The 24,324-nt window shown below is 68.6% G+C and carries 20 protein-coding genes; 13 read left to right on the top strand and 7 right to left on the bottom strand.

Annotated features, from left to right (window positions below):
* The 11 genes from BCM27_RS08850 to BCM27_RS08800 all read left to right on the top strand — a co-directional run bounded on the left by BCM27_RS08850 (position 1) and on the right by BCM27_RS08800 (position 11,528).
* The gene (locus tag BCM27_RS08850) at positions 1 to 1,179 is read left to right on the top strand and encodes an LLM class flavin-dependent oxidoreductase (RefSeq protein ID WP_004019321.1); all 1,179 of its coding nucleotides are present in this window, start codon (positions 1 to 3) and stop codon (positions 1,177 to 1,179) included.
* On the top strand, positions 1,160 to 1,960 hold the full coding sequence (locus BCM27_RS08845) for an alpha/beta fold hydrolase (RefSeq protein WP_004019322.1): 801 nt from the start codon (positions 1,160 to 1,162) through the stop codon (positions 1,958 to 1,960). The genes BCM27_RS08850 and BCM27_RS08845 overlap by 20 nt, the downstream gene beginning before the upstream one ends.
* A complete protein-coding gene (locus tag BCM27_RS08840) occupies positions 1,957 to 2,688 on the top strand; it encodes an SDR family oxidoreductase (protein ID WP_004019323.1) in 732 nt (243 codons plus the stop codon). Before BCM27_RS08845 ends, BCM27_RS08840 begins: the two co-directional genes overlap by 4 nt.
* Before the next feature lie 150 nt (positions 2,689 to 2,838).
* Positions 2,839 to 3,261, top strand: a complete 423-nt coding sequence (locus tag BCM27_RS08835; RefSeq protein ID WP_004019324.1) for a nuclear transport factor 2 family protein — start codon at positions 2,839 to 2,841, stop codon at positions 3,259 to 3,261.
* A 64-nt stretch (positions 3,262 to 3,325) separates the two neighbouring features.
* Complete coding sequence (locus BCM27_RS08830) at positions 3,326 to 4,417, top strand: LLM class flavin-dependent oxidoreductase (protein ID WP_004019325.1); 1,092 nt, start codon at positions 3,326 to 3,328, stop codon at positions 4,415 to 4,417.
* 88 nt (positions 4,418 to 4,505) lie between these two features.
* Complete coding sequence (locus BCM27_RS08825) at positions 4,506 to 5,006, top strand: flavin reductase family protein (protein WP_004019326.1); 501 nt, start codon at positions 4,506 to 4,508, stop codon at positions 5,004 to 5,006.
* The gene (locus BCM27_RS08820; protein WP_004019328.1) at positions 5,003 to 6,283 is read left to right on the top strand and encodes a bifunctional 3,4-dihydroxy-2-butanone-4-phosphate synthase/GTP cyclohydrolase II; all 1,281 of its coding nucleotides are present in this window, start codon (positions 5,003 to 5,005) and stop codon (positions 6,281 to 6,283) included. Before BCM27_RS08825 ends, BCM27_RS08820 begins: the two co-directional genes overlap by 4 nt.
* Before the next feature lie 67 nt (positions 6,284 to 6,350).
* Positions 6,351 to 8,222, top strand: a complete 1,872-nt coding sequence (locus BCM27_RS08815; RefSeq protein WP_004019329.1) for a GAF domain-containing protein — start codon at positions 6,351 to 6,353, stop codon at positions 8,220 to 8,222.
* An 86-nt stretch (positions 8,223 to 8,308) separates the two neighbouring features.
* Entirely contained in the window at positions 8,309 to 9,376 is a 1,068-nt protein-coding gene (locus tag BCM27_RS08810) for a phosphotransferase family protein (protein WP_004019330.1), read from the top strand.
* Between the two features lie 61 nt (positions 9,377 to 9,437).
* On the top strand, positions 9,438 to 10,724 hold the full coding sequence (locus tag BCM27_RS08805; RefSeq protein ID WP_004019331.1) for an acyl-CoA dehydrogenase family protein: 1,287 nt from the start codon (positions 9,438 to 9,440) through the stop codon (positions 10,722 to 10,724).
* A gap of 51 nt (positions 10,725 to 10,775) precedes the next feature.
* The gene (locus BCM27_RS08800) at positions 10,776 to 11,528 is read left to right on the top strand and encodes an SDR family NAD(P)-dependent oxidoreductase (RefSeq protein ID WP_004019332.1); all 753 of its coding nucleotides are present in this window, start codon (positions 10,776 to 10,778) and stop codon (positions 11,526 to 11,528) included.
* Here BCM27_RS08800 and BCM27_RS08795 read toward each other — a convergent pair whose 3' ends face one another.
* From BCM27_RS08795 to BCM27_RS08770, 6 genes are all read right to left on the bottom strand, one after another.
* On the bottom strand, positions 11,529 to 12,233 hold the full coding sequence (locus tag BCM27_RS08795; protein WP_004019333.1) for an HAD family hydrolase: 705 nt from the start codon (positions 12,231 to 12,233) through the stop codon (positions 11,529 to 11,531). It lies immediately after the preceding gene.
* Complete coding sequence (glmM, locus tag BCM27_RS08790; RefSeq protein ID WP_004019334.1) at positions 12,230 to 13,576, bottom strand: phosphoglucosamine mutase; 1,347 nt, start codon at positions 13,574 to 13,576, stop codon at positions 12,230 to 12,232. Before glmM ends, BCM27_RS08795 begins: the two co-directional genes overlap by 4 nt.
* 2 nt (positions 13,577 to 13,578) lie before the next feature.
* Positions 13,579 to 14,115: a 30S ribosomal protein S9 gene (gene rpsI / locus BCM27_RS08785; RefSeq protein ID WP_004019335.1), complete on the bottom strand. Its 537-nt coding sequence runs from the start codon at positions 14,113 to 14,115 to the stop codon at positions 13,579 to 13,581.
* Positions 14,112 to 14,555: a 50S ribosomal protein L13 gene (gene rplM, locus BCM27_RS08780; RefSeq protein WP_004019336.1), complete on the bottom strand. Its 444-nt coding sequence runs from the start codon at positions 14,553 to 14,555 to the stop codon at positions 14,112 to 14,114. The genes rpsI and rplM overlap by 4 nt, the downstream gene beginning before the upstream one ends.
* A 224-nt stretch (positions 14,556 to 14,779) precedes the next feature.
* Positions 14,780 to 16,171: a type VII secretion-associated protein gene (locus BCM27_RS08775; RefSeq protein ID WP_004019337.1), complete on the bottom strand. Its 1,392-nt coding sequence runs from the start codon at positions 16,169 to 16,171 to the stop codon at positions 14,780 to 14,782.
* Between the two features lie 13 nt (positions 16,172 to 16,184).
* A complete protein-coding gene (locus BCM27_RS08770; RefSeq protein ID WP_033203610.1) occupies positions 16,185 to 20,264 on the bottom strand; it encodes a type VII secretion protein EccC in 4,080 nt (1,359 codons plus the stop codon).
* A gap of 98 nt (positions 20,265 to 20,362) precedes the next feature.
* Here BCM27_RS08770 and eccD point away from each other — a divergent pair, with 98 nt between their 5' ends.
* Together eccD and mycP are read left to right on the top strand one after the other, a co-directional pair.
* Positions 20,363 to 21,916, top strand: coding sequence for a type VII secretion integral membrane protein EccD (eccD, locus tag BCM27_RS08765; RefSeq protein WP_004019339.1), 1,554 nt, complete (start codon positions 20,363 to 20,365; stop codon positions 21,914 to 21,916).
* Complete coding sequence (gene mycP / locus BCM27_RS08760; RefSeq protein WP_004019340.1) at positions 21,916 to 23,313, top strand: type VII secretion-associated serine protease mycosin; 1,398 nt, start codon at positions 21,916 to 21,918, stop codon at positions 23,311 to 23,313. The genes eccD and mycP overlap by 1 nt, the downstream gene beginning before the upstream one ends.
* A 37-nt stretch (positions 23,314 to 23,350) precedes the next feature.
* Here the strand turns inward: mycP and BCM27_RS08755 are convergent, their stop codons facing one another.
* Positions 23,351 to 24,304: a 4-hydroxy-3-methylbut-2-enyl diphosphate reductase gene (locus tag BCM27_RS08755; RefSeq protein WP_004019341.1), complete on the bottom strand. Its 954-nt coding sequence runs from the start codon at positions 24,302 to 24,304 to the stop codon at positions 23,351 to 23,353.
* Positions 24,305 to 24,324: the final 20 nt, after the last annotated feature.

Here is a 24,324-nt window from a genome sequence, read left to right as displayed (position 1 = left end):
GTGAAGTTCAGCCTGTTCTACGTGTTGGAGAGTCCGGATGGCGACTTCCGCCGGGCCTATGCGGAGATGCTGTCGCAGGTCGAGATCGCCGAGCGCCTCGGGTTCGACGGGGTGTGGCTCGCCGAGCACCACGGCAGCGCCTACGGGTCGATGCCCTCGCCACAGGTGGCGGCGGCCGCGATCGCCGCCCGGACCTCCCGGATGCGCATCGGGATCGCGGTCAGCAACCTGACACTCGCGTGGCCGGTTCGGATCGCCGAGGATTTCGCGATGGTCGATGTCATCTCCGACGGTCGGCTCGACTTCGGCGTCGGACGCGGTTACCAACCGCACGAGTTCCGCGCGATGGGCGTCGCCGACAAACAAGGCGTCAGCCGTGAGGTCTTCGACGAGGCGTTCCAGATCGTCACCGGCCTGTGGACCAAGGCCGTCGGAGAGCCGTACACGTTCCACGGCAGGCACTTCCACATCGACGGCGTGGACTGCCGGCCGACGCCGATGCAGCGGCCGACACCACCGATCTATGTGGCATCGATCAGTCCCGAGACCTTCGACCTGGTCGCCGACCACGGACACAACATGCTGGTGACACCGACGCTGATGACCCTGCCCGAGCTCAACGCGTTCGTCGTCGGCGCCAAACGCACGCTGATGGACCGGGGCCGCGATCCGCTGTCGCTCGACTTCCCGATGAACTGGCAGATCCATCTCGCCGAGAACGACGCACAAGCCGTCCGGGAGGCACGGCCGAGCCTCGAGTGGTACTTCGACAACGTCATGTCCGCGGTCCCGCAGGGTGACGCGACACCCGCGGGCTATGAGCGATACGCGGCGTTGGCCGAAGCGGCCGCCGAAGGGGCGATGTCCTTGACCGGCCTGCGCGAGGGCGGGATCTGCTACGTCGGCGACCCGGACGGACTCATCCGCGAGATCGAGATCCTGCGTGAGGAAACGGGTCTCGATCATCTCATCTGCTGGATGCGATTCGGCGGTATGGCCCACGAGGGCGTCGTGCGGTCCATGGAGTTGCTCGCCGAACATGTCATGCCACATTTCGCGGACGCCCCGGCGCTGGTTCCCCGCGCCCTGCGCCACGAGGAACCCGCCACCCAGACCGACAGGTTTTTCGACATCGAGTTCGACGAAGAAGGAGAAGTCCATGAGCTATCTCGCGGTTGAGAACGATCGCCGGATCTACTTCGAGCACCACCGCGGAGGAGGGCGACCCGTCGTGCTGATCCACGGCTGGGGCGCCAACACCCGCTGCTGGGACACCACCGCTCCCGCGCTCGCAACCGCGGGACACGAGGTCGTACTCGTCGATCTGCGCGCATGTGGCCGCTCCGACAACGACTTCGAGGATGTCTCGATCGCGACGCTGGCCGACGACGTCGTGCAGGTGGTCGATCACCTCGAACTGTCCGCTCCGGTCATCAACGGCTGGTCGCTGGGCGGCGCGGTCGCCACCGCCGCGGCGGCCGCACTCGGTTCGCGTGCCGGGGGGCTGGTCCTCACCGGTGGTGCATCGCCGCGGTACACCGCGACCGATGGCTGGCCTTTCGGCGGCACCTCCGATGATGTCGACGGCGTCTTGGCCGGAGCCGCCGCCAATCGTGCCGACACATTCCGTGGCGTCGCCGCCGCAGTGTTCGCGACGGCGCCGAGTTCCGATGTACTCGAGTGGATCTGGGGCATGTTCATGGAGATGGGACCGATCGGCGACGAGACACTTCGCGACCTCGCCCGAACCGATCTGCGCAAGGAACTCGGCGAGCTCGACATCCCCATCCTGTTGCTCCATGGTCGCGACGACGCGTTCGTCCCCTTCGCCGGTGCCGAGGCCGCGGCCGGCCTGAATCCCCATGCGCGCCTGGTGGCATTCGACGGGTGCGGACATGCGCCGTTCCTCGAGGACCGCGACCGGTACCTCGCCGAACTGACCGGCTTCCTGACGTCATGAACACCCGTCCACGGGTCTGGATCGTCACCGGCGGATCGCGCGGCATCGGCCGGGCGGTCGCCGAGAACCTCATCGGGCGAGGCGATTCTGTCGTATCGCTCGCCCGCGGCGTGTCGACCACTCCGTTCACCAGACCTGCTCAGGTCCTCGAACTGAAGACCGACATCACCGACTCGTCGTCGGTGGCCCGCGCGCTGGCCACCGTCGAGGAGCAGCACGGCAGCGCACACGGGCTGATCAATGTCGCAGGCGTGCACCGCGGTGGACGCGTCGACGACCTGAGTCGCGCGGACTGGGATCTCGTGCTCACCACCAACCTCACGGGCGCCTTCGAGATGTGCAAGGCCACGGTCCCGATCCTCGAACCCGGCTCGTCGATCGTCAATGTCGGTGCCGTGGTGGGGTTTCGCGGATTTCCCGGCGACGTGGCATACGGTTCGGCGAAGGCCGGCCTCAGCGGGATGACACAGGTCCTCGCCGCCGAACTCGCCCCGCGCGACATCCGGGTCAACCTGGTCATCCCCGGTTTTGTGGATACCGACATGACCTCCGGACTCAGCGACCGGGCCAGGGCACGCATCGTCTCGTCCATCCCGGCCGGGCGGACGGGACGGCCGGAGGAGATCGCGCAGGTCGTCGTCGATGTCGCGTTGTCCACCTACATGTACGGCGCCATCGTCCCCGTCGACGGCGGGCTCATGAACACCTTCAACGGCGGTGGACGATGACGCGGCCCCACGACACCTCACCCCGGTTGTGGCAACCCACAACCGGCGCAGAACGCAAGGGTGACTCACACCACATCGACCCATAACGTCGTTGTTGCACACAGTTTTTCGCCTGCCCCGCAGGGTGGGGAGTCACAAGGAGGCCGATCGGTGTCAACCAGTACAGCAAGCGTCAGCACGGAGCAGCAGAACAGGGCTCTGGTCGCGGAATTCATGGAGGTGTTCTCCCGCGGCGACGTGGACGCCATCCTGTCCTACCTGGCTCCGACGGCCACCTGGTGGGTGGGCGGCGGGATCGAGGGCATCTCCGGAACCAAGAACAAAGAGGAGTTCGGCGCGATGCTGGCCGGGCTCTCCGCCACCACGAAATCCGGTGCCATTGCACTGAAGCCGCTGGCGTGGACCGCCGAGGGCGAACGCGTGGCCGTCGAGACCGAATCGTACTCCGAGATGAACAACGGCAAGATCTACAACAACCTCTACCACTTCGTCTTCGTCGTCCGCGACGGAAAGATCGACGAGGTCAAGGAGTTCCTCGACACCGAACACACCCGCGCGGTCTTCCTCGGCTGAGGACCCCGGCCCATTCCCTCTGAACACCCAGTACCCCAAGCTTTCTGAACAAGGAGTCAATGCCATGGATGTCGGCGTACTGCTCGTCTTCCAGAACTACCACGACAACATCAGCGACGAAGAGGTCTTCCTCCGTGACCTCGAACTCGGCGTCCTGGCCGAGAAGTCCGGTTTCGACTCGGTCTGGTCGGCCGAACACCACTTCGACGACTACTCGATGTGTCCGGACAACTTCGCGATCCTGTCCTATCTCGCCGGCCGGACCTCGAAGGTCAAGCTGGGTATCGGCGCAACGATCCTGCCGTGGAATGATCCGCTGCGCGTCGTGGAGAAGGCCATCATGCTCGACCAGATGTCGGGCGGCCGTGTACTTCTCGGCATGGGGCGCGGTCTCGCGAAAATGGAGTACGAAGCCTTCGGGATCCCGATGGACGAGGCCCGGGCCCGATTCAACGAAGCCGCCGAGATGGTCTTGCGCGGCCTGCGCACCGGTGTCGTCTCCGGTGACGGCCCGATGTACCCACAACCCGAGATCGCGTTGCGGCCGGCCCCGAATCCCAACGCTTCCTGGGACGGACGGCTCTTCGCGGCGGCGATGTCACCCGACTCGGTCCCGGTGGTCGCCGACCTCGGGGTCCAGATGATGACCTTCATGCAGTTCCCGTTCGAGAAGCACGCCGAGGCCATCAACGGGTGGAAGCAGATGTTCCGCGACGCGCAGGGCACCGAGCCCGGCCCGCCGGTCATCCAGGACTTCGTCATCTGCCACGAGGACGAGGAGGAAGCCCGTCGCCTCGCCTACGAGCACATCAACCGCTACTTCCTGTCGGTCATCAAGCACTACGACTTCGCCGGTAAGCACTGGCGGGAGACCAAGGGCTACGAGACCTACCAGGCCGGGGCGGACATGATCCGCGAGGCGGGCATGGAGGCCGCGGCCGATGCCTATGTCGAGGCGAACATCTACGGCACCCCCGAGCAGTGCGTCGAGAAGTACGCATACCGTCACCAGCTCATCGGCGACTTCCTGCCCAACGCGGCCTTCGCCTTCGGCGGGTTGCCCTTCGACACCGCCGAGCACAGTCTGAAGCTGTTCGGCGAGAAGGTCGTCCCCGAGGTCCACAAGATGAAGGCCAAGACGCCCGCGACCGTCTGAGCCCTTCCGAACATCGCTGCGGCGCCGGCGCGCCGACCGATCCCCGGCGCCGCAGCGACCCCAATCCCACAGCATCGAAGGAGAATCGATGAGCGAGAACGTCATCGACCAGGTGGCCCTCGAGTTTCGTGAGGTGATGGCCCGGGTCTGCACGCCCGTCGCGGTCGTCACCGCCTTCGACGGTCCACGAGCGCACGGCACCACGGTCAGCGCATTCACGTCGCTGTCGATGGGACCACCGATGATCCTGGTGTCCCTCGATCGCGGCTCCGACCTGCTTGCGATCGTCCGCCGCACCGGACGATTCGGCGTCAACGTGCTTGCCCACGACCAGGCCGAGGTCGCGCTGCGGTTCGCGCGTAAGGGCGACGACAAATTCGACGGGGTCTGCTGGTCGGATTCGGCCGGGCTCCCCCGCATCGACGGCGCCTCCGGCTGGCTGGCGTGTACGACCGAAGCCCTGGTCGACGGCGGTGATCATGTTGTCGCACTGGGCAACATCGTCGCGACCGGCACCACCCCAGCACCACCCCTCACCTACCACGACCGGGTGTTCGGCACCCACCGAGCATTCGAGGTCGCCTCGTGAACACGACCGCCGACACCCCGACACCCATCGCGACCGAGGCATCGACCCAGGCCGTCGCCCGCGCCGTCGCGGCTGTTGCCGCCGGCGGTCTGGTCGTCGTCGTCGACGACGACGACCGGGAGAACGAAGGTGACCTGATCGGGTCGGCCGCCTCGATCACCGACGAGCAGATGGCGTTCCTGATCCGGCACACCACCGGCATCATCTGCGCCCCCATGTCCGCAGACCGCGCCCGACGGCTCGACTTGCCGCAGATGGTCGAGGACAACCGGGACGCGCACGGTACCGCCTTCACCGTCAGCGTCGACCACCGCGACGCCGGCACCGGGGTCTCGGCGCACGACCGCGCCCTCACCATCCGCGCACTCGCGTCCGACGACACCCCGGCCGGCGATCTGCGGCGCCCCGGGCACGTCTTCCCGCTGCAGGCACGCGATGGGGGCGTCCTCACCCGCGCCGGACACACCGAGGCCGCCGTCGACCTGGTCACCATGGCCGGCGTCGGTGAGGTGGGGGTCATCGGCGAGATCATCGCCGATGACGGGACGATGCGGCGCGGCGAGGACCTCCGCGAGTTCGCCCGACATCACGGACTGCCGATGCTGCGCATCGCCGACCTCGTGGCCCACCGGAGGGCGTCGGGCTCCTTCGTCCGTCAGATCGCCGGCGCGGCGATGCCCACCGTCTTCGGCGAGTTCCGGGCGGTCGCGTACCGGTCCGACATCGATGGCATCGAACACCTCGCACTCATCATGGGCAATGTCGCCGAAGCCGGTGCCGGCGACGACGGCGCGCTGGTCCGCATCCACAGCGAGTGCCTCACCGGCGACATCGTCGGTTCCCTGCGCTGCGACTGCGGTGCGCAGTTCGAGCAGGCCCTTGCGGCGATCGCCGAGGAGGGCTGCGGTGCCATCGTCTACCTGCGCGGTCACGAGGGTCGTGGGATCGGGCTGGGTCACAAGATCCGTGCCTACGCCCTGCAGGAACAGGGATACGACACGGTCGATGCCAACACCGCGCTCGGCCTGCCGGTGGACTCCCGCACCTACGGAACGGGGGCGGCGATCCTGTCCGACCTCGGCATCCGACGTCTGCGACTCATCACCAACAACCCGGCGAAGTACGGCGGACTCGGCGGTCACGGCCTCGAGATCGTGGGACGCGTCGGACTGCCGACCGTGCCGACACCGCAGAACGTGCGCTACCTGCGCACCAAGCGGGAGCGGATGGGTCATGTACTGAACGACGGCGCCGTGGCCGGCACCTCTGGGGCATGATCGGGATCACATCCGGTTGGTACTGTGAAGGCCACCATGAGCTCGTGGTGGTGAGGAGGCCGTGCGGATGACATCCACCGCGCAGTCGACCGGCGCCGACCCCACCTCGGACACCGACCCCTCCTCGGACACCGACCCGATGGTCACCCCGAGTCGGGAGCGCGCTGTCATCTCTGCGTTCGCGGAGATCACCACCGAGGCCATCACCGACAGCCGACTTCCAGACCTGCTGAGCCTGGTCGGTCAGAAGCTGTGTGCACTTCTCGGCGTCACCCGCTGCTCGGTGTACCTGCGGCACTCCAACGGCAGCTATCGCGGCGCCGCGGGCTTCTGTCAGGAGGCCGGTGACATCACCGAGGCGGTCAAGAGGCAGGTCTCGGGTTTCGACGGCGACCTGTTCAGCCAGGAGGTCATCACCACCCGAGCTCCGGTGGTGATCGCCGACGCGCTCAACGATCCGCGGCCCCATCGCCGGACGATGGCGCACTGGGACGTCCGGGCGATGCTCGGTGTCCCCCTCACCTTCGACGATGCGGTGATCGGCCTGATCTTCGTCGACAGCCGCGGTCGCGAACACGAGTTCACGCCCGAGGACATCGAGGTCGCCGAGCTCTTCGCCCGGCTGTCCGCCCTGTTCATCAGCCAGGCGATGCTCAACACCCGCCTACGCGGTCAGGCCGCCGAGATCGCCCGGAACAACGCCACTTTGGCCTATCTTGCCGACGTCCACCATCGACTGACGAGTGCGGTGCTCGAGGGCGCCAACATACATCGCGTGGTCGAGCTGCTGTCGGAGCTGTCGGCGAAGCCGGTGATTCTCTACAACAACTCCTTCGACGTGCTCGCCTGGGCCGCACCGGAGGCGCTGAAACTGGGCACTCCCCCGGTGATGAGCGAGAAGGTGCGCGCCACCGCCTCGGTACGACAAGCACTGGCCGAACTGTCGGTGAGCACGCCGTCGGCCATCGTCCCCGCGCAGCTCGCGGTCGGCCTCGGTCGCCGGCATCTCATGTGCCGCATGGTCATCGAGGGAAAGCAGACCGGCTTTCTCGGCATCGTCGAGGTCGGTCGCAGCCTGGAGGCCCTCGACGCGAACATCGCCGAACGCGGGGCCACCGTCCTGGCGCTCCAGATGCTCTCCGAACGTCGGCAGATCGAGACCGAGGGACAGGCGCGCGACGACTACCTGTCGGATCTGTTGCGCAACAGCCGCGACAAGGAACACCTGGTCAGGCGGGGTCCGCAGTTCGGGATCGACCTGACCAATCCCCATGTCCTCGTTCGCTTCACCGTCGACGATGCCACCGACAGACTGACGGCGTCGGCGATCCAGTCCCTGGTCACGCGCACGTTCGCCTCGGTCATGTCCATCTCCCCGCCGCCGGCCGTCCGACTGCCCGGGGCGGTGGTCGTGATGGTCCGCCTGGAGTCCGACGACCTCGACGAGGTCGGGCGCGTCCGCGACCACGTGTCGACCATCCGAGATCGGCTCTCCGACGACCTCTCGCTCGGCGCGACTCTGATCTCGGGGATCTGCCGCACACCGGTCGACTACCCGCATGCCCATCGCGCCCTTCGTGAGATGGGCTCCGTGGCAGAGTCCTTCGGCTGGGACAAGCGGGTGATGACGCTCGACGAACTCGGCCTGTTCCGGGTGATAGTCTCCAGCGGCCACGTCAAGGAGGCCCTGCACTTCGCCCACTCCTTCGTCGCGCCGGTACGGCAACACGACGACGGCACCCTGTTGGCCACGTGGCGCGCGTTCGTGACCGCCGACGGCAAGGTCCAGGCCACCGCGTCTGCACTGGAGGTCCACGAGAACACCATCCGGTACCGACTGGGGCGGATCAAGGAGATCGCGCGACGTGACCCGACGTCGCTGGACTGCCTGCTGTCGGCCAAGATGGCCTTTCAGGTCCTCGATCTCGCAGGTCAGTGACCCACGGAGGCACCAGTTGGAGATTCCTCCAACAGGTCCGCACGACGACGGTTCTCCATCCGGCGGTCACGCCATAGGTTCGTTTCATGGCCCGAAGTACGACCCCCGACCTCCCCGCGAACCCGATCCCGGTGGACATCGGTGCGCTCGCGACATGGATGGACGAGCAGGGCCTGCCCGGCGGGGGCGCCATCGACCTCCGGCCACTGACCGGCGGCACCCAGAACGTCATGGTCGTCGTCAGCCGGGGCGGACACGACTACGTACTCCGGCGGGGCCCCCGCCACCTGCGACCACGATCCAACGCCGCGATCGCGCGTGAGATGACGCTGCTGTCTGCGCTGAGCTCCACCGATGTGGCTCATCCCCGGTTCGTCGCCGGCAGCGCCGATACCGACATCCTGGGCGCTTCCTTCTTCCTGATGGAGCCGGTGGACGGGTTCAACGCCGCCGACAGCCTGCCGGCCTCCTACGCCCGAACCGCCGACGGGCGCGCAGCGATGGGCTATGCCCTCGTCGATGCGCTCGCCGGACTGGCGGGCGTCGATCACTCCGCGATCGGCCTCGACGGCTTCGGCAGTCCGGACGGCTTCCTCGAGCGGCAGGTGCCCCGGTGGCTCGCGGAACACGAACGTTACTCCGCCACACCGGGATACCAGGGCGGCACATTCCCCGATCTCGAACGCATCGCCCGCTGGATCGAGGACAATCGCCCCGCCGACTTCCGGCCCGGTCTGTTGCACGGCGACTACCATGTGGCCAACGTCCTCTACGATCACCGCACCCCTGCGGTCGCGGCGATAGTCGACTGGGAGATGGCGACGGTCGGCGACCCGCTTCTCGATCTCGGCGTGCTGCTGGCGATCTGGCCGGACGGCACGCGGCACCCCGATCTCTACGAGAGCGCCCTCGGGCGGGCCGGCGACCTGCCGAGCCGATCCTCGATCATCGCCCGCTACGCCGAACGTTCCGATCGGAACCTCGATGCGCTGGACTGGTACACCGTACTCGCCGGCTTCAAACTGAGCATCATCCTCGAGGGCACGTATGCCCGGTCCTGCGAGGGCAAGGCACCCCGCGACGTCGGCGAGCGACTCCACCGCTACGCCGACGGCCTCTTCGTCCGGGCCCGACGCATCGTAGCGAGCGCCTGACCGTCAGACGCACCCTCCCGTCATACCTGTCACGATCCCCCACAGAAACGGAGCACCACCGATGGCCTGGGATTTCTCCACCGAACCCGAGTTCCAGAAGAAGCTGGACTGGATGCGAGAATTCGTCCGCACCGAGGTCTTCCCCCTCGAGACACTCGACCTCGACTGGGATCAGTTGCGCACGGCGATCGCACCGCTGCAGGACGAGGTCAGGGCGAATGACCTGTGGGCGGCACATCTCGATCCCGAACTGGGCGGACAGGGATACGGTCAGGTGAAACTCGGTCTGATGCAGGAGATCCTGGGGTCGACGCCGTACGGACCGCTCGTGTTCGGTTGCCAGGCACCTGATTCCGGGAACTGCGAGATCCTCGCCGCGGTGGGTACCCCGGAGCAGAAGCGCCGATGGCTCGAGCCGTTGCTCGCCGGCGAATACTACTCGTCCTTCGCCCTGACCGAACCCGACAACGCCGGCGCCGATCCCACCAACCTCACCACCACCGCTGTTCGCGATGGGGGCGAGTGGATCCTGAACGGACACAAGTGGTTCATCAGCAACGCTGCCACCGCCGACTTCATGATCGTCGTCGCCGTCACCGACCCCGACGCGGAACGTCACCGGCGCACTTCGCAGTTCATCATCCCCATCGACGCCCCCGGGCTGGACGTCGTCCGCGACATCGGGTCCGTGGAGAACCCGCGTCCGCGTCCGCACACCTACGGATCGCACTGCGAGGTGATTCTGCGCAACGTGCGGGTGGACGACACCGCCCTCCTCGGGAATCCGGGCGACGGCTTTCTCATCGCCCAGAAGCGCCTCGGCCCCGGTCGCATCCACCACTGCATGCGCTGGATCGGTCAGGCGAGCCGCGCGTTCGACATGATGTGCGAGCGCGCCACGTACCGCTACGCCCACGGCTCGGTCCTCGCCGACAAGCAGACGATCCGCACCTTCATCGCCGACTCGGCCGCCGAGATCCAAGCCCTGCGTCTGATGACCCTGCACGCCGCATGGCGTATCGACGAAGAGGGAACCGCGGCCGCCCGCAAGGACATCGCCCTCATCAAGTTCTTCGGCGCCAAGATCCTGCACGATGTCATCGACCGTGCTCTGCAGGTCCATGGCTCGCTCGGTTACAGTGCCGACCTCCCGCTCGAATCGATGTATCGCGCAGCCCGCGCCGCACGTCTGTACGACGGACCGGATGAGGTGCATCGCGACAGCGTCGCCCGGCAATACCTCAAGGGGTACACACGCCCAGCCGACGACCGGCCGACCGAGCACATCCCCACCCGTCGTGAAGCCGCTCGGCGCAAGTTCGCCGACCTCCTTGCCGAGCAGCCCTGACCGCACCTCCACCCACCAGTGGCGTTCACCTACCAGAGAAAGCGAACACCCATGTCCCTCAACGGAAAAACCGCAATCGTCACCGGCGCCGCACAGGGCATCGGCCAGGCGACGGCCGTACGTCTCGCCGCCGACGGCGCCCACGTCATCGCTGCCGACATCCAGGACTGCGGGGTCACCCTCAAGGAGATCGCCGAGGCCGGCGGCTCAGCGGAGTACATCCGACTCGACATCCGGGTCGCGGACGAATGGTCGGGAGCGGTCGAGAAGGTGATCGCGTCCCGCGGCGCGATCGACTGTCTCGCCAACGTGGCGGGGGTGGTCAACATGATCAGTGAGGACACCGTCGTCGGCCTCACCGAGGAGGCGTGGGACGTCGTGGTGGGCACCGACCTCAAGGGCGTCTGGCTGGGGATGCGGGCGGTCATCCCGAACATGATCGACAACGGTGGGGGTCGCATCGTCAACATCTCGTCCATGGCGGCGCTTCGGGGCCTGCCCAATCTGGCGTCGTATTCGGCCGCCAAGGGAGGTGTCGTCGGGCTCACCAAGCAGGCAGCCTACGAATACGGCCCGCACAACATCCTGATCAACGCGATCGCCCCGGGCACCATCGACACACCCATCCTCGCCGACATCACCGAGGAGATGCGGCAGGCGAATGCCAACGCGCACATCGTCAGACGACTCGGACTCCCGTCGGAGATCGCCTCGATGGTCGCCTACCTCATGCGCGAGGGAGACTTCCTCACCGGCGAGATCTACCCGGTGGACGGAGGTTGGGCCGCGAAGGGCAACTTCTGATCAGTCACCCAGTTCGATGCCGTGTGAGGTCACGGCATCGAGCAGCGCGGTGGGCCGCTCGGCGGCCGGGACGTCGTGCACCAGCGCGAAGGAACAACCGAGGGCGCGCGCTCCGCCGTCGGCGGTCTCGCTGTCCCCGACCATGAGCACCTCGTCTGCCGGAACACCCAGCGGGTCGAGAGCGGCATGGAAGATCCGGGGGTCGGGTTTGATCGCCCCCACCTCGTAGGACAGCGCGAACGCGGCGACGAGATCCTCGACACCGTGCAGAGCCAGGACCTTGCGCAGGTCGAAGGCGATGTTGCTGACGATGCCGACCGGAACCTGTGCGGCGCCGAGCTTCTGCAACACGGTGACGGTGTCGGTGAACGGGACCCAGGAGGACGGATCGAGTACTCGGTTGTAGAGCGCGTTCGCGTGCTCGGCGTTGCTCATCCCGGCCGCGCGCAGCAGCGCCAGATAGCCGGTGCGATGCAGCGTCGGGTCGAGATCCCGGGACTCCCAGGCATGTCGGTCGTCCCCGACGATGCCGTCGGGCAGCCCGACAGGTGCGACCATGCGCCGGATGATGTCCGCCTGCCGGTCACGGTCGAACTCGGCGCCGGTGTCGTCGCGCAGGTCGGCGAACCACTCGTCGCGGGCCTCGAAGCGGAACAGCGTGCCGGAGAAGTCGAACAGGACCGCCCGGGGCGCCGGACCGGTCATGCCCCGACGCCTTGGACGACATCGGCCAGCCGGCCGGCCACCGACAGCGCCTGGTCGGCCGTCGCGGCCTCCACCATGACGCGGACGAGCTGCTCGGTTCCCGACGGCCGCAACAGGACTCGGCCCGTCTCGCCCAGTTCGGTCTCGGCGGCCGCGACCGCCTCCCGGACCGACTGCGACTGCGACACCGCATGTTTGTCGGCGACCCGGACGTTGATCAGTTCCTGGGGCAGCACGGTGACGATGCCGGCGAGGTCGGCCAGCCGCGCCGAGGTGGCAGCCATCCGTGCCATGAGCATCAACCCGGTCAGGATGCCGTCACCCGTCGTACCCGAACCCGGGACGACGATGTGGCCCGACTGTTCGCCGCCGATCGCGTAACCGCCCCGGCGCAGTTCCTCGAGGACATATCGGTCCCCGACCGCGGTGGTGTGCACGGTGATCCCGGCCTCGCGCATCGCGATGTGCAGACCGAGATTGCTCATGACGGTGGCCACGAGCACGTCCTCGCGGAGCTTGCCCTGATCTTTCAGGGACGTCGCGAGCACCGCCATGATGGCGTCGCCGTCGACGATCTGACCGGTGGAATCGACTGCGAGACAACGGTCTGCGTCACCGTCGTGCGCCAGTCCGAGGTCGGCGCCGTGTTCGAGCACCGCGGCCTGCAACTTGTCCATGTGCGTGGACCCGCAGTCGGCGTTGATGTTCAGGCCGTCCGGCTCGGCGTGGATCGCGATGACGGTCGCCCCGGCGTCGGCGTAGGCCAGCGGCGCGAGCTCCGACGCCGCGCCGTGCGCACAGTCGACGACGACGGTCAGCCCGTCCAGTCGCGTGTCGATGGCCTGGGTGAGGTGATGCCGGTAACGGTCGCCGGCGTCGGGCGCGGCGACGATGCGTCCCACCGCGGCACCGATCGGCCGGACGACCTCGTCGTCCATGGCCGCCTCGATGCGGTCCTCGACGTCGTCGTCGAGCTTGTGCCCGCCGGCGGAGAAGAACTTGATCCCGTTGTCGGGCATGGGGTTGTGCGATGCGGAGATCATCACACCGAAGTCGGCGTGGTAGTCCGCGGTCAGGAATGCGACCGCCGGGGTCGGCACGGTGCCGACGCAGATGGCGTCGACTCCGGTGGCGGCGAGACCGGCACACACCGCGGCCTCCAGCATCTCGCCGGATGCACGCGGATCACGTCCGACGACCGCACGCGGGCGCCGGTGGGAGTCCGTCGTGGAACTCTCTGCGAAAACGACCGCGGCGGCCGAGGCCAGGCGCAACGCGAGCTCTGGGGTGAGCTCGGCGTTGGCCAGGCCTCGGACGCCGTCGGTTCCGAAAAGGCGTGCCAAGATCAGCGCTTGGAGTACTGCGACGCCTTGCGGGCCTTCTTGAGGCCGTACTTCTTGCGCTCGACCGCACGCGGGTCACGGGTGAGGAAGCCGGCCTTCTTCAGGGCGGGACGATCCTCCGGGGTGACCTCGATGAGCGCACGCGCGATGGCGAGACGCAGCGCGCCGGCCTGGCCCGAGGGGCCGCCGCCGACGAGCTTGGCGAAGATGTCGAACGACTCGGTGCGCTCGACGAGGACCAGCGGCGCCTTGATGAGCTGCTGGTGCACCTTGTTGGGGAAGTACTCCTCCAGCGAGCGACCGTTGAGGGTGAACCCACCGGCGCCCGGCATCAGGCGGACGCGGACGACGGCTTCCTTGCGGCGGCCGACGGTCTGGATCGGACGATCGATGACGATCGGCTCGCGGACGTCTTCGACAGCGGCGGTCTCGTAGTCGTCAGCGGCGACCTCGACGGCGTCGGCGACCTCGACAGCAGCCTCGGCGACAGCGGCCTCTTCGACGGCCTCGACGGCCTCGTTGATGTTCTCGTTGCTCACTGGGCCACCTGCTTGATCTCGAAGGGGACGGGGCGCTGGGCCGCGTGCGGATGATTCGGGCCGGCGTAGACCTTCAGCTTCGACGCCATCGCGCGGCCGAGCTTGGTCGACGGCAGCATGCCCTTGACGGCCTTCTCGATGACGCGCTCCGGGTAGGTGGCGAGCAGCTCGGTCGTGGTGCGGGACTTCAGGCCACCGGGATGCCCCGAGTGCGTGTAGTTCAGCTTGCGATCGGCCTTGTTGCTGGTCAGCGCGATCTTCTCCGCATTGATGATGACGACGAAGTCGCCGCCGTCCATGTGCGGGGCGTAGGTCGGCTTGTGCTTGCCGCGGAGCAGGTTCGCGACCTGCACGGCCAGCCGGCCGAGCACCACGTTCTCGGCGTCGATGACATGCCACGTACGCGTGATGTCACCGGCCTTCGGGGTGTAGGTAGGCACAGTTGTCCTCAACTCTTGTCTTGTGGGTGCTGGTCGGGTGCACGGCAGAGGTTGTTCCCGGCGACCAGTGGGGACCCGGGTCTCCGCTGACCTGGACACACAGATGTGCACCAGGTGCCGAGCACCAGCGATCCAGGTTACGCGACCGCGCTGGTCAGGGTCAAAACGGGCGCCGGCCTCCGGCCGGGGTCACAACGGGCGCCGGCGTCCGGCATCGGCCCGCTCTACGACGGCAGCACCCGGATCGTCCGGACCGCCTCCGCGCATTCAGCCTCGGCCGGCTCGGCCGCGGTACCCGCCTGACAGCCGATCGAGACCTGTAGACCGTCATCGACGACGACGTACCAGCGGATCGCACCCCCGGATGCCGGTGACTCGCGGTAACCGATCACGTCGCGGCCGGCGAACCGGGTGTTGGCGGAGAACTCCGTGACGATGTCGTCGCCGCGCTGTTCGATCCGGTTGCGCAGGCTGCCGGCGACCGAGGCCAGGGTGGAACCCTCGCGCACCTCGGTGAGCACGGCGATGATGCGCCGGCCGTCGTCGGGGTCGACGAACACCGTGCGAGTGGTGGACGGGTCGTCGGCGGCGTCGCTCGGGGTGTCCTGGTCGGCCTGCCGCCAATCCCCCGGGACGGTCAGCGTCGCGCGCCCCAGGTGGACATCCGCCGACGACGCGCCTGATGCGGGTTCGCGCTGCCAGACGCCCACCCCGACCGCACCGCTCACGACGAGGACCGCCACCACCGCGGCCGCGAGCAGCGAGCGCGACCGCAGTCTCGTGCTGCCGACCGGCAACGAGTCCGGCGGGCGAGGGTCACGACCGGGGTCCGCCGCGTCGTCGGCGGCGCCGCCCGTGCGGTGTCCGAGCCGGACGACCAGGTCACGGTCTACGGCGACGACCCGTCCCGCGACCGCGTGCGCGGAGATGACGTCGATCGCCGCGGACACGTCGTCCGCCGCCGCCCCGTCGACGAACACCGCCTCGACCGAGTCGTCGATGACGTCGATCCCCGCGCCGTCGATCCCCTCGCCGTCGGCCGGGGCCGACGACGCGAGACCGGCTCCCGGACGGATGATCCCGGAGCGTTCGACCGTCCAGCCGTCGGGACCCCGGCCCACGATCTGCACGTCCCACCACGAGGTTCGCGGGTGGGCGGGGTCGGTCGGCGGATGCGGCAGGTGGGTGGTCTCGACGACGGCGCAGCGTTGCACGGTGAGGTCGGCGTGACTGCGGGCGACGAGAACCGCCCGCGGCAGCAACGACACCGGTGCGCCGGCGTCGCCGAGGTCGGCAAGGGTCGACGCACGACGCGGTCCCCACGTACTCGGGTGTCCGACGATCAGCGGCTGTCCCGCAGGCAGACCGAGGTCGGCGAAGACCCGCCGCCACGCCTGCCGTGGATGTTCGCGCCGGCCGTCGACCACGACGCTCATGTGATCCACCGACTCGAGCAACATCCGCACGTCGCGATCCACCCGGCGCAGGCCGCCCGCCGGCTCCCAGACCAGCGGCGTCCCGAACGCGAGATCGACCACGGCCGGGCGGGGGTGCCGCCGTCCTGCCCGGTGCACCGGCCCCACGTCCGATGCCGGCGTCCCGCCCGCTCGCGTCATCTGCGGATCCGGCCTAGTCGCCGACCGCGAGATGAGCGACCTGGATCATCTCCGGTGGCCGGACCCGCGACACGAGCTCACCGCGGCCGGGTATCAGCGACTGCAGCCGTGACCGCCCGGTGATGAAGCCCTCGTCGCGGTCGCCACTCATCAGCAGGATGTCCGACGACAGGTCTTTGAGGCGGGCGATCAGCGGGTCGAACATCGCCCGTCCCAGTCCACCGGACCGCCGGGCGAGCACAATGTGCAGGCCGATGTCGCGGGCATGGGAGGCCAGCTCGACGATCGGCAGCATCGGATTGCCCGTCGACGTCACCACCATGTCGTAGTCGTCGACCACGACGTACACCTCCGGCTGACCCTCGAGCCAGGTGCGGTCCCGCAGCTGCTGAACGGTCACGTCCTCCGGCGGCATCCGGTTCTTCAGGTAGGCCGCCAGCTCCGTCATCATCGACGCCGCGCGGTCGGGCGAACTCGCGTACCCGGCCAGATGGTCGCCGTCGATGATCCCCAGCATGGTGCGGCGGTAGTCGACGAAGACGATCCGGACCTGCTCGGGCGTGGCGCCGGCGACGAGCCCGGTGACGATGGTGCGGAGCAGGTTGGTCTTGCCGTGCTCGACATCGGCGAAGGCCATGAAGTGCGGCTGGGCGGTGAAGTCGAGCACCACCGGCGCGAGCTCGAGCTCACCCACACCGATCGCGACCTGGTTGGGCGCGAGAGTGAGCCCGGCGTCGGCGACCGCGCGCTGCACCGACGCGTGGTCGATCTCGGTGCTCAGTTTGCGCACGGCCATCGCCCCACGGCCCGGATAGGCGGCGGTGAGCCTCTCCACGGACTGCGCGACACCGGCGGGAAGCGATTCGGCACTGCTGACCGGGTCGAGGCGAGGCAGCGCGATCAGCATGTGCAGCTCCTGCCCGGTCAGGCCGCGTCCGGGACGGTTCTGCGGGACCAGAGCGGCGGCGCGACGCCCCATGTCGGAGTCCATCGGGTCGCCGAGGCGCAGCTCGATACGCGTACCCACGAGATCGCGGACCGCCGGGCGCACCTCGGCCCACCGGGACGCGGTGACCATGACGTGCACGCCATAGCTCAGGCCCTGGGCCACGATTGCGGTGATCTGTTCCTCGAGCGACTCCAGTTCCGTCCGCAGCACGTTCATGCCGTCGAGGACGAGGAACACGTCGCCGAACCGGTCCTGGGCCAGCGGGTCGGTCGCCGGCGAGGTGACCCCGGACCGGAACCACGACGCACGGCGGGCCCGGTAGTCGCGCATCGATTCGATGCCCAGGCGGGCGAACAGCAGCTCGCGGGACCGGACCACGGCCGCGACCTCGGCAACCGTACGTCGGACCGCGTCCATGTCGCCGCGCGAGGCGACCGAACCGACATGCGGGAGTCCGGCGAGTCCGGTCAGACTGCCGCCGCCGAAGTCGAGACAGTAGAACTGCACCTGCTCGGGCGTGTGGGATGCCGCGGCCGACATGATGATCGTGCGCAGCGTCGTCGATTTGCCCGACTGCGGACCGCCGACCACCGCCACGTTGCCCGCGGCACCCGCGAGGTCGATGACGAGGGGGTCGCGTCGCTGATCGTAGGGCCGGTCGACCACACCGACCGGGACGGTGAGGTCGCCGGGGACCGCGGGTCGTGACCAGTCCCGTTCGCCGAGAAGGTGTTCCACGGTCGGGGACTCGTCCAGCGGCGGCAGCCACACGCGATGGGCCGGCGGACCGGCGTCTCCCATGCGGTCGACGATCGTCTCCATGAGTGTGGGCACCGGCGCCGAGACCGGTTCGAAATCGGCGGGTTCCTCGGGGGCGGGCGGTTCCTCGTCGAGCAGACTCTCGGCCTGATCGAGCAGGGACCGTGACGCGCCCTCGTCCAACGGGACCGGCAACGCGGTGAACACCTTCAGGTTGCCGCGCCGCAGCGACGCCGCGGTGCTCGGATCGGACGACTCGACGACCGTCGGCGAGTGGTAGGCACCCGACACGTAGGACGTGTTGAACCGGATCGGGTCGGCCGAGTCGCACTTGAGGTAGGCCGAACCGGGAACGCTCGGCAGGTGATAGGCGTCGGGCACACCGAGAACCGACCGGGATTCGTTGGCGGAGAAGGTCTTCAGACCGATCCGGTAGGACAGGTGCGAGTCCAGGCCCCGGAGCTTGCCCTCCTCGAGGCGTTGCGACGCGAGCAACAGGTGGATGTGCAGCGAGCGGCCGAGTCGTCCGATCGCGACGAACAGTTCAGCGAAATCCGGCTTCTGCGAGAGCAGTTCGGAGAACTCGTCGACGACGATGAACAGTGCGGGCAGCGGATCGAGCCGCACTCCGGAGGCGCGGGCGCGCTCGTAGTCGGCGACGTTGGCGTAGTTGCCCGCGGCCCGCAGCACCTCTTGGCGCCGGTTCATCTCACCGGAGAGCGCGTCCTTCATGCGGTCGACCATCGACAGTTCCTGCTCGAGGTTCGTGATGATCGCCGCCACGTGGGGCGCGGACTCCAGGCCGAGGAACGTCGCGCCGCCCTTGAAGTCGACGAGCACGAGGTTCAGCTCGGACGGCGAGTGGGTCGCCAGCATGGCCAGCACGAGTGTGCGCAGGAACTCCGATTTGCCCGACCCGGTGGCGCCGATGCACAACCCGTGCGGACCCATGCCGCCGTGCGCGCTCTCCTTGATGTCGATCTCGACGGGCGCGCCGGTGGGCGTGTAACCGATCGGCACGCGCAGTCGCTCCCGGCCGGTGCGCCCGCGCCAGGCGGTGGCGGGATCGAACTGCGCCGCGTCGTCGATGCCGAGCAGCGCGGGCAGACCCGGGTCGGCCGAGGTCGCCTCGGACTCGAGGTGGGCCAGGGTCGCCGCGGTGGCCAGTCGGTAGCGCGCCATGCGACGGGCGATCGCCTCGGCCTCGGGAATGGTGAGCGAGTCCATGTCGGCGAACTCCTCGACGCCGGCCGCGCTGCGCGCCGAGACCTTGCCGCCACGGACGACGAGCTGCAATCCGCGCCGCACCGCGAGACCGTCCGGCGGCGCCGTCAGGTCGAGGATCGTGACCCCCTCCATGCCCGCGTCGTTGATGATCCGTTCGTCCCCGGCGACGTACCCGTCATCGATGATCACCACCAGGTGCGCGCGATGGGCGTTCGGCGGTGCCGAACGGCTGAAGCGGCCGCGCTCGAGGAGGTCGGCGGCCATCGAGTTCTCCAGGTCCGCCAGGGTCGGATAGATCATCCGCATCGCGCCGACGCCGTCTCGCAGCGTCGGATGCCCTACGTGCGGAAGCCATTTCGCCCAATCCCAGGCCTCTCCCGCGGGATCACCGGTGACGATGCCGATGTGCAGGTGATCGGGACCGTGAAAGGCGCACAACTCCACGACCATCGACCGGACGAGGTCGCGGGTCTCCTGCCGGGCGCCCTCGATGTTGACCGCCGGGAAGCCCCGCAACGAGATCGAGGTCGGCAGGCGGTACACCGCCGAGTGGGTGCGCACGAAGCGACGCAGGGCCACCATCGACACCGGTTCGATGTCCTCCAGCGGCCCGGTCTCCGGTGGCATCAGTCGCGTGGCCAGGCGCTGGACGCCGACACCCACTCGCACATGGGCGAAGTCGGCATCATTGGGGCGGCGTTCCCACATCCGCCTGCTGCCGATCACGTCGAGCAGCGCACGCGGGTCCGGATGACTCCAGGTGCGCGCCGCACGCTGGTTGTCGACCGTCTCGAACACCTGGCTGCGCAGCTGGCCCAGATAGCGGAAGTAGTCCTTGCGCTCCTCGTTGAGTTCGCCCGCCCGCTTGCCGCCGCCGCGCCCGCCCGCGGCGAACATGCCGAACATCGACATCAGCATCATCAGCGGGAACATCATGAACAGCGGGTTGGACAGGATGTTGCGTCCGCCGGTGACGACCATCAGCGACACCATGCCGACCACCGCGACGACCATCACCACCGGGAGCAGCCTCATCAGGAGATTGCCCGGCACCACCCGCGGCACGTCCGGTGGCGCCTGGATGTTGACCTCGCCGCCGGGTGTGCGTGGCGGCGTGATGCGCGGCCGACGCACAAAACCCTCGGTCGTCGTGACCACACGTCCCCCCTGACATGTCGCGCCTGTGTATCCCCGGGCGGGCGAACCCGCTGAGGTTGGCTATGTTAGCTGCTGAACCCAGGGGGAGGATTGACCTGATGTCGTCTGTGGACGGATTCGCACCGGGGTACCCGACGACCGCCGCCGACGCGGACATCGGGGACCGCCGGCGGGGTGAGGCGGCCGTCGAGCCCCAGCTCGTCCGGGTGTCGGTGCTGGGCGGCAACACCCAGCTCGACGTCGGCCTCCCCGCAGGCATCCCCATCGCGGGACTCATCGGCGACCTCGTCGCCCAGATCGAGTCGCGCAACCCCTCACGGTCGGACCCCGACGATCCCGACGCCGACGCGCGCAATCCCGGACGCCCGCACGACCGCCAGAACAAGTGGTCGCTCGCCCTCGTCGGGCAGGAACCGCTCCCCCTGCACCGGTCGCTGTCCGAGTCGGGCATCCGCGACGGCGACCTGCTCCTGTTGACCTCGACGCGCACCGGGGAGTCCCCGGTGCTGTTCGACGACGTGGTCGACGCCGTCGCCCGATTGAACGAATCCCAGTTCGTCGACTGGACCGCCGCCGCCGCCCGACGCGTGGGTTACGCGCTCGCTCTCGTCGCCGCGGTCGCGGCGGCGGCATCCCTGGCCGCGATCCGGTCCGACACCGGTGCCCTGTGGTTCGCCGGCCTGTCGGGCCTGGCTGTCGTCGGGTTCGTCACCGCATCGACGATCGTGTCCCGGTACTACCGCGACGAGCAGACGTCGACCATCCTGTCGCTGTGCGCCGCACCCGTGGCGTTCGTGACCGGCATGGTCCTCACGCCCGGGTCGTTCGGGGCCGCGCACCTGACGCTGGGCTTCGCGGTGACACTCGTCGCCGCGGTCGTCAGCTACCGCATGACCGCCGCCGGCCCGACCGCGCACAGCGCCGTGACCAGCGCCGCTCTGCTCGGTGCGGCCGGCTCCGGGGCCCGGCTCCTCATCGATGCACCGGTGCCCGATGTCGCCGCCGTCATCGCCGCGGTCGGCCTCCTCCTCATCGGACTCGCGCCCCGCACCACCATCCTGCTCGCCAAACTCCCGTTGCCCCCGGTTCCGACGGCCGGCGCCGCCATCGACGTCAAGGACATCGAACCGCGCCCGGCCATCGAGGGCATCGGGGCGATCGGCGCGACCGCGCTGCCGAAAGCCGATGCGCTGGAGCGTCGTTCCTACCTGGCCAACGCTTATCTGACCGGCATCGTCGGCGGCCTGACCCTCATCACCGCGATCGCGGCGGTCCTCACCGCGGCCCCGCTCGCCGGCTTCGAATGGCGCAACGCCGTCTACGCCGCGATCATCGGCGTCGTGCTGTGCCTACGAGGCCGCTCCCACAGCGATCTGTTCCAGGCCGGTATCCTCATCGTCGCCGGGTCGCTCGTGGTGATCACGCTGATCACCGGGCTCGCCTTCGGCGACGACCGATGGCCGGTCATCGGCTTCGCCCTCGGCGTCCTCGCGGTGATCGCCGCATTCGTCTTCGGGGTCGTCGCCCCGAACCAGGACTTCTCCCCCGTCATGCGCCGCTGGGCGGAGATCGGCGAGTACATCCTCGTCGCGCTCATCGTGCCGCTGCTGCTCTGGTTGCTCGATCTGTATCGCATGGTCCGCGAGATCTGATGCGCGGCATGCGCATCCGCGGCGCCGGGCTGCTCGGGTCGGCTCTGGTCGCGGCGCTGATCGCGACGTCGGCGTCGCCGGCCGCGGCGGTGAACCCACCGCGCATCGATCCCGGCGCCCTGATCCGGTCGGCCCCGGTCGCCCCGCCCGAACCGACCGAGCAGCGCCATCTGTGCAACACCACGGAATTGACGCGCAACGTATCGAAATCGACTGCGGCGCAGTCGATGATGAACCTTCCCGAGGCGTGGCGGTTCAGCCGTGGACAGGGTCAGCGGGTCGCGGTCATCGACACCGGGGTGACACCGCATCCGCGGCTCGGCCGTGTCGTCGCCGGTGGCGACTACGTCTCGGGCGGTAGTGGACTCGACGACTGCGACGCCCATGGCACCCTGGTGGCCGGCATCATCGCCGCACGGCCCAGCACCGCCGACGCGTTCGCAGGTGTGGCACCCGCGGCGTCGATCATCGCCATCCGCCAGTCGAGCAGCGCATTCCAGAAGAAGGACGATCGCGCCCGGGACGACGCGGCGCCGTCGGTCGGGTCGGGGTACGGGTCGGTCCGGACCCTTGCGCATGCGATCGTGCGCGCGGTCGACCTGCGCGCCACCGTCATCAACATCTCCGAGGTCGCATGTGCTCCGGCGTCGGACTCGGTCGACGATCGCGCCCTCGGCGCGGCCATCCGGCACGCCTACGACCGCGACGTCGTGGTGATCGTCGCCGCAGGCAACCTGACCCGCGACGGCGCCTGCCAGAACCAGAATCCGGCCCCCGCCGCCGACGATCCGGGAGGCTGGCGGTCGGTCTCCACCATCGCAAGCCCCGCGTGGTATTCGCCGTACGTTCTGACCGTGGGTTCCGTGGATGCCGACACCGGTTCTCCCAGCGACTTCAGCCTGCACGGGCCGTGGGTGAGCGTCGCGGCTCCGGGCACCGACATCGTGAGCCTGGACAGTCGACGCGGTTCCCGGCGGCTGGCGTCGGCGCAGGAGAGCGACGGTGGACCGATCCCCCTGATCGGCACCAGTTTCGCCGCACCGTACGTCGCGGGTACCGCCGCGCTGATCCGGTCGCGGTTTCCGGAGCTGTCCGCGCGCGAGGTGATGGAGCGCATCATCGCCACCGCCCACTCGCCGGGCGACGGACACGATCAACGGATCGGGCACGGCGTCGTCGACCCGGTCGCCGCCCTCACCGCCGAGTTGCCGACCGATCAACGGCCGGACCGTGCGTCGGCGCCGATCGCCGCCCCGCCGGTGGCCCAGCCACCCGATCACAGCGCCCGCACCGTGGCGATCGTCGGCAGTGCGGTCGCAGCGATCGTCATCGCAGCGGTGCTCGCGATCGCCCTACCTCATCGGCGGGTGCGCAAGCTCGACCCGGACGAGTTCTGACCTCGCGACGCGACCGGCCACACCGCTCGCGGCGTCGTCAGCTGGACGAACGCGCGGGACGCAGCTCGCGCGGAAGCGCGAAGGTCAGCGTCTCGTTGGCCGTGTTGACCGTCTCGACGGTGCCGTAGCCGCGCTCGGCCAGGTAGTCGAGGACGCCGCGGACCAAGACCTCGGGCACCGAGGCGCCGGAGGTCACGCCGACGGTGGTGACACCCTCGAGCCAGGTCTCGTCGATCTCCCGTGCGTAGTCGACCAGGTGGCCGGCCCGGGCACCCGCTTGCAGCGCCACTTCCACGAGGCGTACCGAGTTCGACGAGTTCTGCGACCCGACGACGATCACCAGATCGCACTCGGGCGCCATCGCCTTGACCGCCACCTGGCGGTTCTGGGTGGCGTAGCAGATGTCGTCGCTCGGCGGGTCGTTGAGCAGCGGGAACTTCTCCCGCAGGCGCCGGACGGTCTCCATGGTCTCGTCGACGGAGAGGGTGGTCTGCGACAGCCACACGAGCTTGGACTCGTCGCGCACCGTGACCGAGTCCACACTGTCGGGGCCGTCGACCAGCTGGATGTGTTCGGGGGCCTCACCGGCCGTGCCCTCGACCTCCTCGTGGCCCTCGTGACCGATCAGCAGGATGTCGTAGTCGTCGCGCGCGAACCGCTTGGCCTCCTGGTGGACCTTGGTGACCAGCGGACAGGTCGCGTCGATCGTCCGCAGGTTGCGTTCGGCGGCTGTCTGGTGGACCAGCGGGGAGACCCCGTGCGCCGAGAAGACGACGATCGCACCCTCGGGCACCTCGTCGGTCTCGCCCACGAAGATCGCACCGCGCTCGGCGAGGGTCTCCACGACGTGCCGGTTGTGGACGATCTCCTTGCGCACGTAGACGGGAGCGCCGTGCTTGTCGAGCGCACGCTCGACGGTCTCCACCGCACGGTCGACACCAGCGCAGTAGCCCCGGGGTTCGGCGAGCAGGACACGCTTCGTCTCAGACATGCTTCCCAGGGTACGGGTTA

The sequence above is a fragment of the Gordonia terrae genome, assembly GCF_001698225.1.
Lineage (GTDB): Bacteria > Actinomycetota > Actinomycetes > Mycobacteriales > Mycobacteriaceae > Gordonia > Gordonia terrae.
Note: the sequence above shows the minus strand (reverse complement) of the source record. Positions and strands in the feature narration are given on the sequence as shown.